This window comes from Streptomyces sp. NPDC088785, from assembly GCF_044750685.1.
GTDB lineage: Bacteria > Actinomycetota > Actinomycetes > Streptomycetales > Streptomycetaceae > Streptomyces.
In genome coordinates, this window is record NZ_JBIVKH010000002.1 from 666,316 (window position 1) to 682,434 (window position 16,119).

The window sequence follows — 16,119 nt, forward strand, 5'->3', positions numbered from 1 at the left end:
GTGATCGCCCTCTCCCTCGCCGAGATCGCCACAGTCGTCGGCGGGCAGACGTACGACATACCGGATCCGCGGGTCCGGGTCACCGGACCGGTGGTCAGGGACTCCCGCGAGGTGGAGCCCGGCAGCCTGTTCGCGGCCTTCGCCGGTGAGCGCGTGGACGGCCACGACTACGCCGCCGACGTGGTCGCCCGGGGCGCCGTCGCGGTCCTGGCCACCCGGCCCGTGGGCGCGCCGGCCATCGTCGTCGACGACGTCACGGCGGCGCTCGGCGCACTCGCCCGGCACGTCGTGGCCCGGCTCGGCGCCACCCTCGTCGCGCTGACCGGCTCGGCCGGCAAGACCAGCACCAAGGACCTCATCGCCCAGGTGCTGCGGAGCAAGGCCCCCACGGTCTTCACCCCCGGCTCGCTCAACAACGAGATCGGGCTGCCGCTCACCGCCCTCTCCGCCACCGACGAGACCCAGTTCCTCGTCCTGGAGATGGGCGCCCGCGGCATCGGCCACATCCGCTACCTGACGGACCTGACGCCCCCGAAGGTCGGCCTCGTCCTCAACGTCGGGACCGCGCACATCGGCGAGTTCGGCGGCCGCGAGCAGATCGCGCAGGCCAAGGGCGAGCTGGTCGAGGCGCTCCCCGCCGACGGCACGGCGATCCTCAACGCCGACGATCCGCTGGTGAAGGCGATGGCCTCGCGCACGAAGGCGAGGGTGCTGCTCTTCGGAGAAGCCGCCGAAGCCGACATTCGTGCCGAGAACGTCCGTCTCACGGAGAACGGCCGCCCCTCCTTCAGCCTTCGCACACCCTCCGGGTGCAGCGAAGTGACCTTGCGCCTGTACGGTGAGCACCACGTGTCGAACGCGCTCGCTGCGGCCGCCGTCGCCCACGACCTTGGCATGTCCGTGGAGGAGATCGCCCTCGCGCTCTCCGAGGCGGGCACCCTGTCCCGCTGGCGGATGGAGGTCACCGAGCGCCCGGACGGCGTCACGATCGTCAACGACGCCTACAACGCGAACCCCGAGTCCATGCGCGCGGCTCTCCGCGCCCTGGTGGCCATGGGCAAGGGGCGTCGTACGTGGGCGGTGCTCGGCCAGATGGCCGAGCTCGGCGACGACGCGCTGTCCGAGCACGACGCGGTCGGACGGCTCGCCGTCCGGCTCAACGTCAGCAAGCTCGTGGCAGTCGGGGGCAGGGAAGCGTCCTGGCTGCGACTGGGCGCCTATAACGAGGGTTCGTGGGGTGAGGAGTCGGTGCACGTGTCCGACGCACAGGCGGCGGTCCACCTGTTGCGCAGCGAGCTGCGCCCGGGAGACGTCGTGCTCGTGAAGGCGTCCAGGTCGGTGGGCCTGGAGAGCGTTGCGCAGGCTCTCCTCGACGACGTACAGGGCGGGGCTGATGCCCGATGATGAAGCAGATCCTCTTCTCGGGTGTCATCGGTCTCTTCCTGACCCTGGTCGGCACCCCGCTGCTCATCAAGCTGCTGGCCCGCAAGGGCTACGGCCAGTACATCCGTGACGACGGCCCGCGCGAGCACCACAGCAAGCGCGGTACGCCCACCATGGGTGGCATCGCCTTCATCCTGGCGACGCTCATCGCGTACTTCCTCAGCAAGCTGATCACCGGCGCCGCCCCGACCCTGTCGGGCCTGCTCGTCCTCGGCCTGATGGCGGGCATGGGCCTGGTCGGCTTCCTCGACGACTACATCAAGATCGTCAAGCGCCGCTCGCTGGGCCTGCGGGCCAAGGCGAAGATGGCCGGACAGCTGATCGTCGGCATCGCCTTCGCGCTGCTCGCCATCAACTTCGCGGACGTCCGGGGCAACACCCCGGCCTCCACCAAGCTCTCGTTCGTCGAGGACTTCGGCTGGACGATCGGCCCGGTGCTCTTCGTGGTCTGGGCGCTGTTCATGATCCTCGCGATGTCGAACGGCGTGAACCTGACCGACGGCCTCGACGGCCTCGCCACCGGCGCCTCCGTGATGGTCTTCGGCGCCTACACCTTCATCGGCGTCTGGCAGTTCCAGGAGTCCTGCGCCAACGCGCAGAGCCTCACCAACCCCGGCGCCTGTTTCGAGGTCAGAGACCCACTCGACCTGGCGGTCGTGGCATCGGCGCTCATGGGCTCCTGCTTCGGCTTCCTGTGGTGGAACACCTCACCGGCCAAGATCTTCATGGGCGACACCGGCTCGCTCGCCCTCGGCGGCGCCCTCGCGGGCCTCGCGATCTGCTCGCGCACCGAGCTGCTGATCGCCCTCCTGGGCGGCCTGTTCGTGATGATCACGATGTCCGTGGTCATCCAGGTCGGCTCGTTCAAGATGACCGGCAAGCGGGTCTTCCGGATGGCACCGCTCCAGCACCACTTCGAACTCAAGGGGTGGTCCGAAGTCCTTGTCGTGGTCCGGTTCTGGATCATCCAGGGCATGTGCGTGATCGTCGGACTCGGCCTCTTCTACGCAGGATGGGCAGCCAAGAAGTGACCACGCCCCAGCACCCGTGGGACGGCAGGAACATCACCGTCGCCGGTCTCGGCGTGAGCGGCCTCAGCGCCGCCCGCGCCCTGGCCGGCCTCGGCGCGTCCGTCACCGTCGTCGACGGCGGTGACGGCCCCGCCCACCGCGAGAAGGCCGCCCTGCTGGAGGAGGCGGGCGTCCGCGTCCGCCTCGGCGACGCGACCACGCTGCCCGAGGGCACCGAACTGGTCGTCACCTCGCCCGGCTGGAAGCCCGGCAGCCCGCTGTTCGACGCGGCCCGCGCCCGCGGCGTCGACGTCGTCGGCGACGTGGAGATCGCCTGGCGGCTGCGCGGCCCCGACGCCGCCCCCTGGCTCGCCGTCACCGGCACCAACGGCAAGACGACGACCACGCAGATGCTCGCCTCGATCCTGGAGGCCGCGGGGCTGCGCACGGCCGCCGTCGGCAACATCGGCACACCGATCATCGACGTCGTCCTCCAGGGCGACGACGCCTACGACGTGTTCGCCGTGGAGCTGTCCTCGTACCAGCTGCACTGGGCCCCGTCGCTGCGCGCCCTCTCCGGCGCCGTGCTGAACCTCGCGCCCGACCACCTCGACTGGCACGGCACCATGGAGGCGTACGCCGCCGACAAGGGCCGCATCTACGAGGGCAACCGCATCGCCTGCGTCTACAACGTCGCGGACAAGGCCACGGAGGACCTGGTCCGCGCGGCCGACGTCGAGGAGGGCTGCCGGGCCATCGGCTTCACCCTCGGCACGCCCGGCCCCTCCGAACTCGGCGTCGTGGACGGCATCCTGGTCGACCGCGCCTTCGTCGCGGACCGGCAGCAGAACGCGCAGGAACTGGCCGAGGTCACCGACGTGCGACCGTCGGTCCCGCACAACATCGCCAACGCCCTGGCCGCGGCCGCCCTCGCCCGCTCCTTCGGCGTCGAGCCCGCCGCCGTACGCGACGGACTGCGCGCCTTCACGCCGGACGCGCACCGCATCGCGCACGTCGCCGACGTGGCCGGGGTCGCGTACGTGGACGACTCCAAGGCGACCAACACCCATGCCGCACAGGCGTCGTTGGCCTCGTACGAGTCCCTCGTGTGGATCGCGGGCGGGCTCGCCAAGGGAGCCACCTTCGACGAGCTGGTCGCGGGCTCCGCACGGCGGCTGCGGGGCGTCGTCCTGATCGGCGCCGACCGTGGCCTGATCCGAGAAGCCCTGGAGCGACACGCGCCGGAAGTACCCGTCGTCGACGTCGACCGGACCGACACTGGGGCGATGTCGGCGGCGGTCCGGGAGGCAGCACGGCTCGCCCGCCCGGGGGACACCGTACTGATGGCTCCGGCCTGTGCGTCGATGGACATGTTCACCAATTACAACCAGCGTGGCGAGGCGTTCGCGGAAGCAGTCCGCGGACTCGACGCCACCAGCGTCTGAGGGGACCCCCGGGTGCCCGGTGACGCCGGGCACCCTTCGGGAGGGGACGTGGCAGCGCAGACCGCTTGCGGAACGGGGGTCCGTGATGGCCGGTAGCGCCACCAAGCGCCCCGCCGCACCACCGCGCAGGACCAGCAAGGTCTACCGGGCCCGGGCCAATCCGCTGAGCCGCCTGTACACCCGGGCACGCCGCGCCTGGGACCGGCCGCTCACCGCCTACTACCTGATCCTCGGCTCCGCGCTGCTCATCACCGGCCTCGGCCTGGTGATGGTGTACTCCGCGTCGATGATCACGGCCCTCCAGATGGGCCTGACCGGCTCCTACTTCTTCCGCAAGCAGTTCCTCGCCGCCGTCATCGGCTCGGTGCTCCTGGTGCTCGCCATGCGGATGCCGGTGAAACTGCACCGCGCCCTCGCCTATCCCATCCTCGCCGTCAGCGTGTTCCTGATGGCCCTCGTGCAGATCCCGGGGATAGGGGTGTCGATCAACGGCAACCAGAACTGGATCTCGCTCGGCGGCCCCTTCATGCTCCAGCCCAGCGAGTTCGGCAAGCTCGCCCTGATCCTGTGGGGCGCCGACCTGCTGGCCCGCAAGCACGACAAGCGGCTGCTGACCCAGTGGAAGCACATGCTGGTGCCCCTGGTCCCGGTCGCCTTCCTGCTGCTCGGCCTGATCATGCTCGGCGGCGACATGGGCACCGCGATCCTCCTCACAGCCATCCTTTTCGGCCTTCTCTGGATGGCCGGAGCGCCCACCCGGCTCTTCGTCGGCGTGCTCTGCGTCGCGGGCGCCATCGGCATCATGCTCATCAAGACCAGCCCCAACCGGATGGCCCGGCTGGCCTGCCTGGGCCGGGCCGACGCGGGCCCCGACGACATGTGCTGGCAGGGACTGCACGGGATCTACGCCCTGGCCTCGGGCGGATTCTTCGGTTCCGGCCTCGGCGCGAGTGTGGAAAAATGGGGTCAACTTCCCGAAGCGCACACGGACTTCATCTTCGCCATCACCGGTGAGGAACTGGGCCTGGCCGGGACACTGTCGGTGCTCGCCCTGTTCGCGGCTCTAGGCTATGCGGGTATCCGCGTGGCCGGACGCACGGAGGACCCCTTCGTTCGATACGCCGCGGGAGGCGTGACGACCTGGATCACGGCGCAGGCCGTGGTCAACATCGGTGCGGTGCTCGGCCTGCTGCCGATCGCCGGCGTCCCGCTCCCGCTGTTCTCGTACGGAGGTTCCGCACTGCTGCCGACCATGTTCGCCGTGGGGCTCCTGATCGCGTTCGCGCGGGACGAGCCGGCGGCGCGGGCGGCCCTCGCCATGCGGCGAACCTCGGGGGAGCGTGGGATGAGATGGAACACGATGCGACGGCGCGCCACGGCGCGTACGTCCGGAGAGCGGTGAATTTCGGTGCATGTCGTACTCGCCGGTGGGGGGACCGCCGGCCACATCGAGCCGGCGCTCGCCCTCGCGGACGCCCTGCGCAGGCAGGACCCGACCGTGGGCATCACGGCCCTCGGCACGGAGAGGGGGCTCGAGACGCGGCTCGTACCCGAGCGTGGCTACGAGCTGGCGCTGATCCCCGCCGTCCCGCTGCCCCGCAAGCCCACCCCTGAACTGATCACCGTGCCCGGACGGCTGCGCGGCACCATCAAGGCCGCCGAGCAGATCATGGAGCGCACCAAGGCGGACGCCGTGGTCGGCTTCGGCGGCTATGTGGCGCTGCCCGGCTATCTGGCCGCGAAGCGGCTCGGGGTGCCGATCATCGTGCACGAGGCCAACGCCCGGCCCGGCCTCGCCAACAAGATCGGCTCCCGGTACGCGGCCCAGGTCGCCGTCTCCAGCCCGGACAGCAAGCTGCGTAACTCCCGCTACATCGGCATCCCGCTGCGCCGCACCATCGCCATGCTGGACCGCGCCGCGGTACGCCCCGAGGCCCGCGCCGCCTTCGGCCTCGACCCGAACCTGCCGACGCTGCTGGTCTCCGGCGGCTCCCAGGGCGCGCGCCGGCTCAACGAGGTCGTCCAGCGGGTCGCCCCGCTGCTCCAGCAGTCCGGCATCCAGATCCTGCACGTGGTCGGACCCAAGAACGAACTGCCGCAGGTGCAGCAGATGCCGGGGATGCCCCCCTACATCCCGGTACCGTACGTGGACCGGATGGACCTCGCGTACGCCGCGGCCGACATGATGCTCTGCCGCGCGGGCGCGATGACCGTCGCCGAACTCTCCGCCGTCGGGCTCCCGGCCGCCTACGTCCCGCTGCCGATCGGCAACGGCGAACAGCGGCTCAACGCCCAGCCGGTGGTCAAGGCCGGCGGTGGTCTGCTGGTCGACGACGCGGAGCTGACCCCGGAGTGGATCCTGGGCAACGTCCTTCCCGTGCTCGCCGATCCGCACCGGCTGTTCGAGATGTCCCGCGCCGCGTCCGAGTTCGGCCGCCGGGACGCCGACGACCTGCTCGTCGGCATGGTGTATGAGGCGATCAACTCGCGTCACCAGTGACGTAGAAGGAGCGAGCGTGGCCGGATCGGCTGTGACGGACCGAGAGGACGCCCGGGCCCACGAGGCCGGTCCGCCCCCGCCCCGCTTCCGCCGGCCGCGGATGCGCACCCTCGTCGTGACCGGAGTGCTGCTCGTCCTGATCGGGGCGGGCGGCACCTGGTCGCTCTACGGCTCGCAATGGCTGCGTGTGGAACGGGTCACGGTCACCGGGACCGCGGTCCTGACGCCCGCCCAGGTGCGCGACGCGGCCGCGGTCCCGGTCGGATCCCCGCTGATTTCCGTCGACACGGATGCCATCGCGGACCGAATGCGGCAGAAACTGCCCCGGATCGACGTGGTCGACGTGGTCCGTTCCTGGCCGCACGGAATCGCGCTGAAAGTGACGGAACGCAAGCCCGTTCTGATGGCCGCGGACGAGCGGAATACGGGCAGATTCGTCGAAGTCGACCGCGAAGGCGTACGTTTCGCGACGGTCGACAAGGCGCCGGACGGCGTTCCGCGACTGGAACTGACCCCCGACCGGCGGGGCGCCGCGGCCAGTCTGCGCCGTTTCGGCCCCGAGCGGCTGACCAGGGAAGCGGTCCGGGTGGCGGGCCGGCTGCCCGCCGCGGTGGCCCGCGACACCCGGACCGTCAAGGTCCGTTCCTACGACGACATCTCGCTGGAACTCACCGGCGGCCGGACCGTCGTCTGGGGAAGCGGGGAGAACGGCGCGCAGAAGGTACACGCTCTCGCCGCCCTCATGAAAGCCGCTCCGAAGGCACGGCACTTCGATGTCAGCGTTCCCACCGCCCCTGCGTCAGCGGCGAGTTGACGCACATCCGCGCAGGCCAGCACCCTGGTTGGGCAGCGCTACGGCTGATCACATAGGGTGAAAAGAAAAACGGGAGGTTCGGCGTGTTCGTTGAACGGGCGCCACTTGTCGACTTAGTGTCAGGTTCGGAAGAGTCCAGGGAACAGACACACTGGTAACCCTAAACTTCAGCGTTAGGGTTCGGGTCGGCAGCCGACTAGGAGTCAACTAGTCGTCCGGACCGCCCCAATTCGGCATCAGTCGTCGCAGCGCAGAAGGCGAGCGACGACACGTAACTCGAGGCGAGAGGCCTTCGACGTGGCAGCACCGCAGAACTACCTCGCAGTCATCAAAGTCATCGGTGTCGGCGGCGGTGGTGTCAATGCCATCAACCGGATGATCGAGGTCGGTCTCAAGGGCGTCGAGTTCATCGCCATCAACACCGACGCGCAAGCCCTGTTGATGAGCGACGCGGACGTCAAGCTCGACGTCGGCCGTGAACTCACCCGCGGACTCGGCGCCGGAGCCAATCCGGCCGTCGGCCGCAAGGCGGCAGAGGACCACCGCGAGGAGATCGAGGAGGTCCTCAAGGGGGCCGACATGGTCTTCGTCACCGCCGGTGAAGGCGGCGGCACCGGCACCGGCGGCGCGCCCGTCGTGGCCAACATCGCGCGCTCGCTCGGCGCCCTCACGATCGGCGTGGTCACCCGCCCGTTCACTTTCGAGGGACGGCGCCGGGCGAACCAGGCGGAGGACGGCATCGCCGAGCTCCGCGAAGAGGTCGACACCCTCATCGTCATTCCGAACGACCGGCTCCTGTCCATCTCGGACCGGCAGGTCTCCGTCCTCGACGCGTTCAAGTCGGCGGACCAGGTCCTGCTCTCCGGTGTCCAGGGCATCACCGATCTGATCACCACCCCGGGTCTGATCAACCTCGACTTCGCCGACGTCAAGTCGGTGATGTCCGAAGCCGGGTCCGCCCTCATGGGCATCGGCTCGGCCCGCGGCGACGACCGCGCGGTGGCGGCGGCCGAGATGGCGATCTCCTCGCCGCTCCTGGAGGCGTCCATCGACGGCGCCCGCGGGGTGCTGCTCTCCATCTCCGGCGGCTCGGACCTCGGTCTCTTCGAGATCAACGAGGCCGCGCAGCTGGTCAGCGAGGCGGCGCACCCGGAGGCGAACATCATCTTCGGTGCCGTCATCGACGACGCCCTCGGCGACGAGGTGCGGGTCACGGTGATCGCCGCCGGGTTCGACGGCGGACAGCCGCCGGCCAAGCGGGAGAACGTGATCAGCTCGTCGTCGGTCAAGCGTGAGGACCCGGCCGCGGCGGCCCGTGCCGCCTCGGCTCCCGAGCCCTCCCGCCCGACCTTCGGCAGCCTCGGCAGCGTCACGCCGCGCGAGGAGCTCAAGCCGGAGCCGGCCGAGGCGCCCGCCCCGGTCAGCGAGGCCCCCTCGGCCCCGGTCGCCCCGCCCCACGTGCCCCGGCCGTCCTACCCGGACAGCCAGGCCGAGGAGCTGGACGTCCCGGACTTCCTGAAGTGACCTCGGCAAGCTCGGACCACTGAAGTGATAGGACAGCTCGACGCCGCACCCGCGGCGTCCCCGGCCAGCGGCGCCCACTTCGCCTTCACCGACCGGTGGGGCGGGGTGAGCGCCGCTCCGTACGAGGAGCTCAATCTCGGCGGGGCGGTCGGGGACGACCGCGACGCGGTGCTCCGCAACCGGGAGCTGGCCGCCCGGGCCCTCGGCCTCGAACCGGCCCGGGTCGTCTGGATGAACCAGGTGCACGGGCCGGACGTCGTGGAGGTGGACGGGCCCTGGGCCACGGACGCCGACGTGCCGAGCGTGGACGCCCTGGTCACCGTGCGACCGCGGCTCGCCCTCGCCGTGCTCACGGCGGACTGCACCCCGGTGCTGCTCGCCGACCCGGTCGCCGGGGTCGTTGCCGCCGCACACGCGGGCCGGCCCGGGATGATCGCGGGGGTCGTGCCCGCCACGGTCGGGGCGATGGTGGAGCTCGGCGCGGAGCCGGACCGGATCGTCGCCCGCACCGGACCCGCCGTCTGCGGGCGGTGCTACGAGGTCCCCGCCGACATGCGGGCCGAGATCGCCGAGATCGAGCCGGCGGCGTACGCCGAGACCCGCTGGGGCACCCCGGCCGTCGACGTGACCGCCGGTGTGCACGCGCAACTCGAACGGCTCGGGGTGCGCGACCGGCGCTCGTCGCCGGTCTGCACGCTGGAGTCGCACGACCACTTCTCGTACCGCCGCGAGCGCACCACCGGGCGCCTCGCGAGCTATGTCTGGCTGGACTGAAACGACATGACGGACCTTCAGGGACGCAAGGACGAACTCGCCACCAACCTGGCCCGGGTGGAGGAACGTATCGCCGCCGCCTGCGCCGCCGCCGGGCGCAAGCGCGAGGACGTCACCCTCATCGTGGTCACCAAGACCTACCCCGCGAGTGACGTCCGGATCCTGTCCGGGCTCGGCGTGCGGCACGTGGCGGAGAACCGGGACCAGGACGCCGCGCCCAAGGCGGCCGCCTGCGCGGACCTCCCGCTCACCTGGCACTTCGTCGGTCAGTTGCAGACCAACAAGGTGCGTTCCGTGGTGGATTATGCCGATCTGGTGCAGTCCGTGGACCGGGCGAAGCTCGTCACGGCGCTGTCCCGGGAGGCGGTGCGCGCCGAGCGGGAACTGGGCTGCCTGATCCAGGTCGCGCTCGACGCGGACGTCGCGGCGGGCGACGGGCGGGGCGAGCGCGGCGGTGTGGCGCCCGGCGGGGTGGCGGAGTTGGCCGCGCGGGTGGCGCAGGCGCCGGGGCTGCGGCTCGACGGGCTGATGACCGTCGCACCGCTCACCGGCGCGTACGCGGGACGGCAACAGGCGGCGTTCGAGCACCTCATGGATTTGTCGACTGCCCTGCGCGCGGCCCATCCGGCTGCGAACATGGTCTCGGCAGGGATGAGTTCGGATCTCGAGCAGGCCGTGGCGGCCGGAGCGACACATGTGCGCGTCGGTACGGCGGTCCTCGGTGTCCGGCCGAGGCTCGGGTAACGTCGCCAAGAAGTCGGACCACAGCAGAAAATATGGTCATTCTCGCTGATGGGCGGGGAGATCACGTGGATCGCGGGCACTTTGGTTGACGTCAGCCGATCCACCACAGAGCGGAGGACTCAGAGCATGGCCGGCGCGATGCGCAAGATGGCGGTCTACCTCGGCCTCGTGGAGGACGATGGGTACGACGGCCGGGGGTTCGACCCCGACGACGACTTCGAACCCGAGCTCGACCCGGAACCCGAGCGTGACCGTCGGCGGCACGAGCCGTCGCACCCGTCACACAACGCCCGTTCAGTGATCGAAGAGGACGAACCGGTACGAGCGGTGCAGCCGCCCGCCCAGCGCGAGCCGGTCCGCCCCTCGGCTTCGCTCGGCGCTGAATCGGGACGTCCGGCACGAATCGCCCCCGTGGCATCCATCACACCTGAACGTCAGAGCCTGGAGAAGAACGCACCGGTGATCATGCCCAAGGTCGTGTCCGAGCGGGAGCCCTACCGCATCACCACATTGCACCCGCGGACCTACAACGAGGCCCGTACCATCGGGGAACACTTCCGCGAGGGCACCCCGGTGATCATGAATCTGACGGAGATGGACGACACCGACGCGAAGCGACTTGTCGACTTTGCCGCCGGTCTTGTCTTCGGTCTGCACGGCAGCATCGAGCGGGTGACTCAGAAGGTGTTCCTGTTGTCGCCTGCTAACGTCGATGTCACGGCGGAGGACAAGGCCCGCATCGCAGAGGGCGGGTTCTTCAACCAGAGCTGAGACGCAGCACTAGTTCAACGACTAGCTCAGTACTAGTCATGAGGCACGAGTCACAGGGGAGAGGGAACCACCGACATGGGCGTGGTTTTGGATGTGGTCTACATCGCGCTGATGTGTTTCCTCATCGTGCTGATCTTCCGGCTGGTCATGGACTATGTCTTCCAGTTCGCCCGCTCGTGGCAACCCGGCAAGGCGATGGTGGTCGTTCTGGAGGCCACCTACACTGTCACTGATCCACCGCTCAAGCTTCTGCGGCGGTTCATTCCGCCGCTGCGTCTCGGGGGCGTGGCGCTCGACCTGTCCTTCTTCGTACTGATGATCATCGTCTACATTCTGATCACTGTCGTGAGCGGCCTGTGAGCGCGATGTCAACTACGGTCTTGCCGAATGCCGACGACAACGTTGAGGTGAAGAGATGCCGCTGACCCCCGAGGACGTGCGGAACAAGCAGTTCACGACCGTCCGCCTCCGAGAAGGCTATGACGAGGACGAGGTCGATGCCTTCCTCGATGAGGTCGAAGCCGAACTGACCCGTCTCCTGCGTGAGAACGAGGATCTGCGCGCGAAGCTGGCCGCTGCCACGCGCGCCGCCGCGCAGAACCAGCAGCAGGGCGGGATGCGCAAGGGTCCGGGCGGCCCCGGTGGCCCCGACGGCCCCGGTGGTCCGCAGGACCAGCAGGGTCCCCCGCAGGGCATGCGCGGCCCGGGCGCTCCGGTGCCCGCCGGGATATCTGGCCCGCCGCAGCAGCAGATGGGCGGCCCCATGGGCGGTCCGCCGCAGCTGCCGAGCGGTGCCCCGCAGCTTCCGGCCGGCCCCGGTGGCCACGGTCCGCAGGGCGGCCCGCAGGGTCCCGGCCCGATGGGCCAGGGTCCGATGGGTCAGGGTCCGATGGGCCAGCAGCCGCAGCTCGGCGGTCCGATGGGCGGCCCCATGGGCGGCCACGGCGGTCCTCCGCAGATGCCCCAGCCCGGTCAGGGCCCCGGTGGCGACAGCGCCGCCCGTGTCCTCTCGCTGGCCCAGCAGACCGCCGACCAGGCGATCGCCGAGGCCCGCTCCGAGGCCAACAAGATCGTCGGTGAGGCCCGCAGCCGCGCCGAGGGTCTCGAGCGCGACGCCCGTGCCAAGGCCGACGCCCTGGAGCGGGACGCGCAGGAGAAGCACCGCGTCGCGATGGGCTCCCTGGAGTCCGCCCGCGCCACGCTGGAGCGCAAGGTCGAGGACCTGCGCGGCTTCGAGCGCGAGTACCGCACGCGTCTGAAGTCGTACCTGGAGTCCCAGCTGCGTCAGCTGGAGTCCCAGTCCGACGACTCGCTGGCTCCGCCGCGCACCCCGGCCGCCGCCTCGCTGCCGCCGTCCCCGGCGCCGTCGATGGCTCCCGCCGGTGCCGGTGCCCCGTCCTACGGCGGCAACCAGACGATGGGTGGCAACCCGTCCGCCGGTGGCCCGTCGTACGGCAGCCAGCAGCAGATGTCGCCCGCCATGACGCAGCCGATGGCTCCGGTGCGGCCGCAGGGCCCGCAGCCGATGGGTCAGGCTCCGTCGCCGATGCGCGGTTTCCTCATCGACGAGGACGACAACTGAGCCCGGCTGTAGCGCCCTAGAGGCGTCGGCGTTCATTCAGACCTCGGCCCGGATCGTTTCTGCGATCCGGGCCGAGGTCTTTTCGCGTGCACGGCGTGCACGGCGTGCACGGCGTGCACGGCGTGCACAAGGGCCGGCCCCCGCCAGAAGCGATCTGGCGGGGGCCGGCCCTTGCGGGGCGTGCCGGTGCTACGCCTTGCGGAGGCGGAACTCCAGGCTCAGGCCCTCGTCCGTGAACGGGGTGCCGTACGCGTCGTCCGCCTCGCCCTGGGCGAAGTCCGGCGCGAGGACCTCGTCCGCGATCAGACCGGCGTGCTCGGACAGGGCCGAGATCACCGCCGGGTCCGTGGACGTCCAGCGCAGGGCGATCCGGTCCGCCACGTCGAGGCCGCTGTTCTTGCGGGCCTCCTGGATCAGGCGGATCGCGTCCCGGGCCAGGCCGGCCCGGCGCAGCTCCTCGGTCAGCTCCAGGTCGAGGGCGACGGTGGCGCCCGAGTCGGAGGCGACCGACCAGCCCTCGCGCGGGGTCTCGGTGATGATGACCTCGTCGGGGGCCAGGTCGACCTTCTCGCCGTCGACCTCCACGGAGGCGGTGCCCTCGCGCAGGGCGAGGGAGAGCGCCGCCGCGTCCGCGTCCGCCACGGCCCTGGCGACGTCCTGGACGCGCTTGCCGAAGCGCTTGCCGAGCGCCCGGAAGTTCGCCTTCGCGGTCGTGTCGACCAGGCTGCCGCCCACCTCGGAGAGCGAGGCCAGCGAGGAGACGTTCAGCTCCTCGGTGATCTGCCCGTGCAGCTCGGGGGAGAGCCGGTCGAACCCGGCGGCGGCCACCAGCGCGCGGGACAGCGGCTGGCGCGTCTTGACGCCCGACTCCGCGCGGGTGGCGCGGCCCAGCTCGACCAGCCGGCGCACCAGCGCCATCTGGCCGGACAGCTCCGGGTCGACGGCCGACAGGTCCGCCTCCGGCCACGACGACAGGTGGACGGACTCCGGGGCGCCCGGGGTGACCGGGACGACCAGGTCCTGCCAGACCCGCTCGGTGATGAACGGCGTCAGCGGCGCCATCAGCTGGGTGACCGTGACGATCACCTCGTGCAGGGTGCGCAGCGCGGCTTTGTCGCCCTGCCAGAAGCGGCGGCGCGAGCGGCGCACGTACCAGTTCGAGAGGTCGTCGACGAACGCCGACAGCACCTTGCCGGCGCGCTGGGTGTCGTACGCCTCCAGGGCCTGGGTGACCTCGTCGGTGAGCCGGTGCAGCTCGGACAGCAGCCAGCGGTCCAGGACGGTGCGGTCGGCCGGGGCCGGGTCCGCCTCGCTGGGCGCCCACTGCGACGTACGGGCGTACAGGGCCTGGAAGGCGACCGTGTTCCAGTACGTCAGGAGCGTCTTGCGGACGACCTCCTGGATCGTGCCGTGGCCGACGCGGCGGGCCGCCCACGGGGAGCCGCCGGCCGCCATGAACCAGCGCACCGCGTCCGCGCCGTGCCGGTCCATCAGCGGGATCGGGTCCAGCGTGTTCCCGAGGTGCTTGGACATCTTGCGGCCGTCCTCGGCGAGGATGTGGCCCAGGCAGACCACGTTCTCGTACGAGGACCGGTCGAAGACCAGGGTGCCGATCGCCATCAGCGTGTAGAACCAGCCGCGGGTCTGGTCGATGGCCTCGGAGATGAACTGCGCCGGGTAGCGGGACTCGAACAGTTCCTTGTTCCGGTACGGGTAGCCCCACTGCGCGAACGGCATCGAGCCCGAGTCGTACCAGGCGTCGATGACCTCCGGCACGCGCGTCGCCGTCGCCCCGCAGCCCTCGTGGGGGCAGGGGAAGGTGACGTCGTCGATGTACGGGCGGTGCGGGTCGAGCCCGGACTGGTCGGTGCCGGTCAGCTCGGACAGCTCCGCGCGCGAGCCGACGCAGGTGAGGTGGTCCTCCGTGCAGCGCCAGATCGGCAGCGGGGTGCCCCAGTAGCGGTTGCGGGAGAGCGCCCAGTCGATGTTGTTGGTCAGCCAGTCGCCGAAGCGGCCGTGCTTGACCGTCTCCGGGAACCAGTTGGTCTTCTCGTTCTCCTGGAGGAGGCGGTCCTTGACGGCCGTGGTGCGGATGTACCAGGAGGGCTGCGCGTAGTAGAGGAGTGCGGTGTGGCAGCGCCAGCAGTGCGGATAGCTGTGCTCGTAGGGCAGGTGCCGGAAGAGCAGACCGCGGTCCTTGAGGTCCTCGGTCAGCGCTTCGTCCGCCTTCTTGAAGAAGACGCCGCCGACGAGGTCCAGCTCGGGGGTGAAGGTGCCGTCGGGCAGCACCGGGTTCACGACCGGCAGGCCGTACGCGCGGCAGACCTTGAGGTCGTCCTCGCCGAAGGCGGGGGACTGGTGGACCAGACCCGTGCCGTCCTCGGTCGTCACGTACTCGGCGTTGACGACGTAGTGCGCCTCGGCCGGGAACTCGACCAGCTCGAACGGGCGCCGGTACGTCCAGCGCTCCATCTCGGCGCCGGTGAAGGACTCCCCGGTCGGCTCCCAGCCCTCGCCGAGCGCCTTCTCGACGAGCGGCTCGGCGACGACCAGCTTCTCGGCGCCGTCGCTCACCACGACGTAGCGGACCTCGGGGTGCGCGGCGACCGCCGTGTTCGACACCAGGGTCCACGGGGTCGTCGTCCAGATCAGCAGCGCGGCCTCGCCGGCCAGCGGGCCGGAGGTGAGGGGGAAGCGGACGTACACCGAGGGGTCGACGACCGTCTCGTAGCCCTGCGCCAGCTCGTGGTCCGACAGGCCGGTGCCGCAGCGCGGGCACCAGGGGGCGACACGGTGGTCCTGGACCAGCAGGCCCTTGCCGAAGATCTCCTTCAGCGACCACCACACCGACTCCACGTACGCGGGGTCCATCGTGCGGTACGCGTCGTCGAGGTCGACCCAGTAGCCCATGCGGGTCGTCAGGTCGGTGAAGGCGTCGGTGTGCCGGGTCACGGACTCGCGGCACCGGGCGTTGAACTCGGCGATGCCGTACGCCTCGATGTCCTTCTTGCCGGTGAAGCCCAGCTCCTTCTCGACGGCCAGCTCCACGGGCAGGCCGTGGCAGTCCCAGCCGGCCTTGCGCGCCACGTGGTAGCCGCGCATGGTGCGGAAGCGGGGGAAGACGTCCTTGAAGACGCGGGCCTCGATGTGGTGGGCACCCGGCATGCCGTTCGCCGTGGGCGGGCCCTCGTAGAACACCCATTCGGGGCGGCCCTCGGACTGCTCCAGGCTCTTGGCGAAGATCTTCTGCTCGTCCCAGAAGTCGAGCACGGCGTGCTCGAGGGCGGGCAGGTCGACCTGGGCGGGCACCTGGCGGTACTGCGTCATCAGTCTTCCTCCGGCGGATCTGCCTTCTTCCGTCGGAGGGACGAGAGCTTCCACGCCGTGTGCGGCGCGCTCCCGCGGTACCACCCTCCTTGGCTCCCCGACGCCCTGTCGCGCCTCGGTGAGCCCCCTCATTGGGGTCGCGATGCCGGGTCTACTCGCCGCGCCCCTGGGCGTGCGGCTTTCTT

General features: G+C 70.6%; 13 protein-coding genes. 12 read left to right on the forward strand and 1 reads right to left on the reverse strand.

The genetic code is table 11. The features are described from left to right. The 12 genes from murF to ACIP5K_RS08725 all read left to right on the forward strand — a co-directional run bounded on the left by murF (position 1) and on the right by ACIP5K_RS08725 (position 12,607). Positions 1-1,404, forward strand: a complete 1,404-nt coding sequence (murF, locus tag ACIP5K_RS08670; protein ID WP_401406846.1) for a UDP-N-acetylmuramoyl-tripeptide--D-alanyl-D-alanine ligase — start codon at positions 1-3, stop codon at positions 1,402-1,404. Next, positions 1,401-2,474 carry a phospho-N-acetylmuramoyl-pentapeptide-transferase gene (gene mraY, locus ACIP5K_RS08675; protein ID WP_401406849.1) on the forward strand — a complete coding sequence of 358 codons (1,074 nt, stop codon included), beginning with the start codon at positions 1,401-1,403 and terminating at the stop codon, positions 2,472-2,474. The genes murF and mraY overlap by 4 nt, the downstream gene beginning before the upstream one ends. Further along, complete coding sequence (gene murD, locus ACIP5K_RS08680) at positions 2,456-3,898, forward strand: UDP-N-acetylmuramoyl-L-alanine--D-glutamate ligase (protein ID WP_401406852.1); 1,443 nt, start codon at positions 2,456-2,458, stop codon at positions 3,896-3,898. Before mraY ends, murD begins: the two co-directional genes overlap by 19 nt. Positions 3,899-3,983: 85 nt before the next feature. Continuing rightward, a complete protein-coding gene (gene ftsW / locus ACIP5K_RS08685) occupies positions 3,984-5,300 on the forward strand; it encodes a putative lipid II flippase FtsW (protein WP_401407552.1) in 1,317 nt (438 codons plus the stop codon). Positions 5,301-5,306: 6 nt separating this feature from the next. Then, the gene (gene murG, locus ACIP5K_RS08690) at positions 5,307-6,398 is read left to right on the forward strand and encodes an undecaprenyldiphospho-muramoylpentapeptide beta-N-acetylglucosaminyltransferase (RefSeq protein WP_401406855.1); all 1,092 of its coding nucleotides are present in this window, start codon (positions 5,307-5,309) and stop codon (positions 6,396-6,398) included. Between the two features lie 16 nt (positions 6,399-6,414). Beyond that, positions 6,415-7,212, forward strand: a complete 798-nt coding sequence (locus ACIP5K_RS08695; protein WP_401406858.1) for a cell division protein FtsQ/DivIB — start codon at positions 6,415-6,417, stop codon at positions 7,210-7,212. A 297-nt stretch (positions 7,213-7,509) separates the two neighbouring features. Next, complete coding sequence (gene ftsZ / locus ACIP5K_RS08700) at positions 7,510-8,736, forward strand: cell division protein FtsZ (protein ID WP_401406861.1); 1,227 nt, start codon at positions 7,510-7,512, stop codon at positions 8,734-8,736. A 24-nt stretch (positions 8,737-8,760) separates the two neighbouring features. Further along, the gene (gene pgeF, locus ACIP5K_RS08705; RefSeq protein WP_401406864.1) at positions 8,761-9,510 is read left to right on the forward strand and encodes a peptidoglycan editing factor PgeF; all 750 of its coding nucleotides are present in this window, start codon (positions 8,761-8,763) and stop codon (positions 9,508-9,510) included. Between the two features lie 6 nt (positions 9,511-9,516). Further along, positions 9,517-10,254 (forward strand): YggS family pyridoxal phosphate-dependent enzyme, encoded by a 738-nt coding sequence (locus ACIP5K_RS08710; RefSeq protein WP_401406867.1) that lies wholly within the window; start codon positions 9,517-9,519, stop codon positions 10,252-10,254. Positions 10,255-10,380: 126 nt separating this feature from the next. Then, positions 10,381-11,025, forward strand: coding sequence for a cell division protein SepF (locus ACIP5K_RS08715; RefSeq protein WP_401406870.1), 645 nt, complete (start codon positions 10,381-10,383; stop codon positions 11,023-11,025). Between the two features lie 75 nt (positions 11,026-11,100). Then, entirely contained in the window at positions 11,101-11,385 is a 285-nt protein-coding gene (locus ACIP5K_RS08720; protein WP_353942048.1) for a YggT family protein, read from the forward strand. A 55-nt stretch (positions 11,386-11,440) separates the two neighbouring features. Beyond that, complete coding sequence (locus ACIP5K_RS08725) at positions 11,441-12,607, forward strand: DivIVA domain-containing protein (RefSeq protein ID WP_401406873.1); 1,167 nt, start codon at positions 11,441-11,443, stop codon at positions 12,605-12,607. A gap of 189 nt (positions 12,608-12,796) precedes the next feature. Here the strand turns inward: ACIP5K_RS08725 and ileS are convergent, their stop codons facing one another. Then, positions 12,797-15,934 (reverse strand): isoleucine--tRNA ligase, encoded by a 3,138-nt coding sequence (gene ileS / locus ACIP5K_RS08730; RefSeq protein ID WP_401406875.1) that lies wholly within the window; start codon positions 15,932-15,934, stop codon positions 12,797-12,799. Positions 15,935-16,119 lie beyond the last annotated feature (185 nt).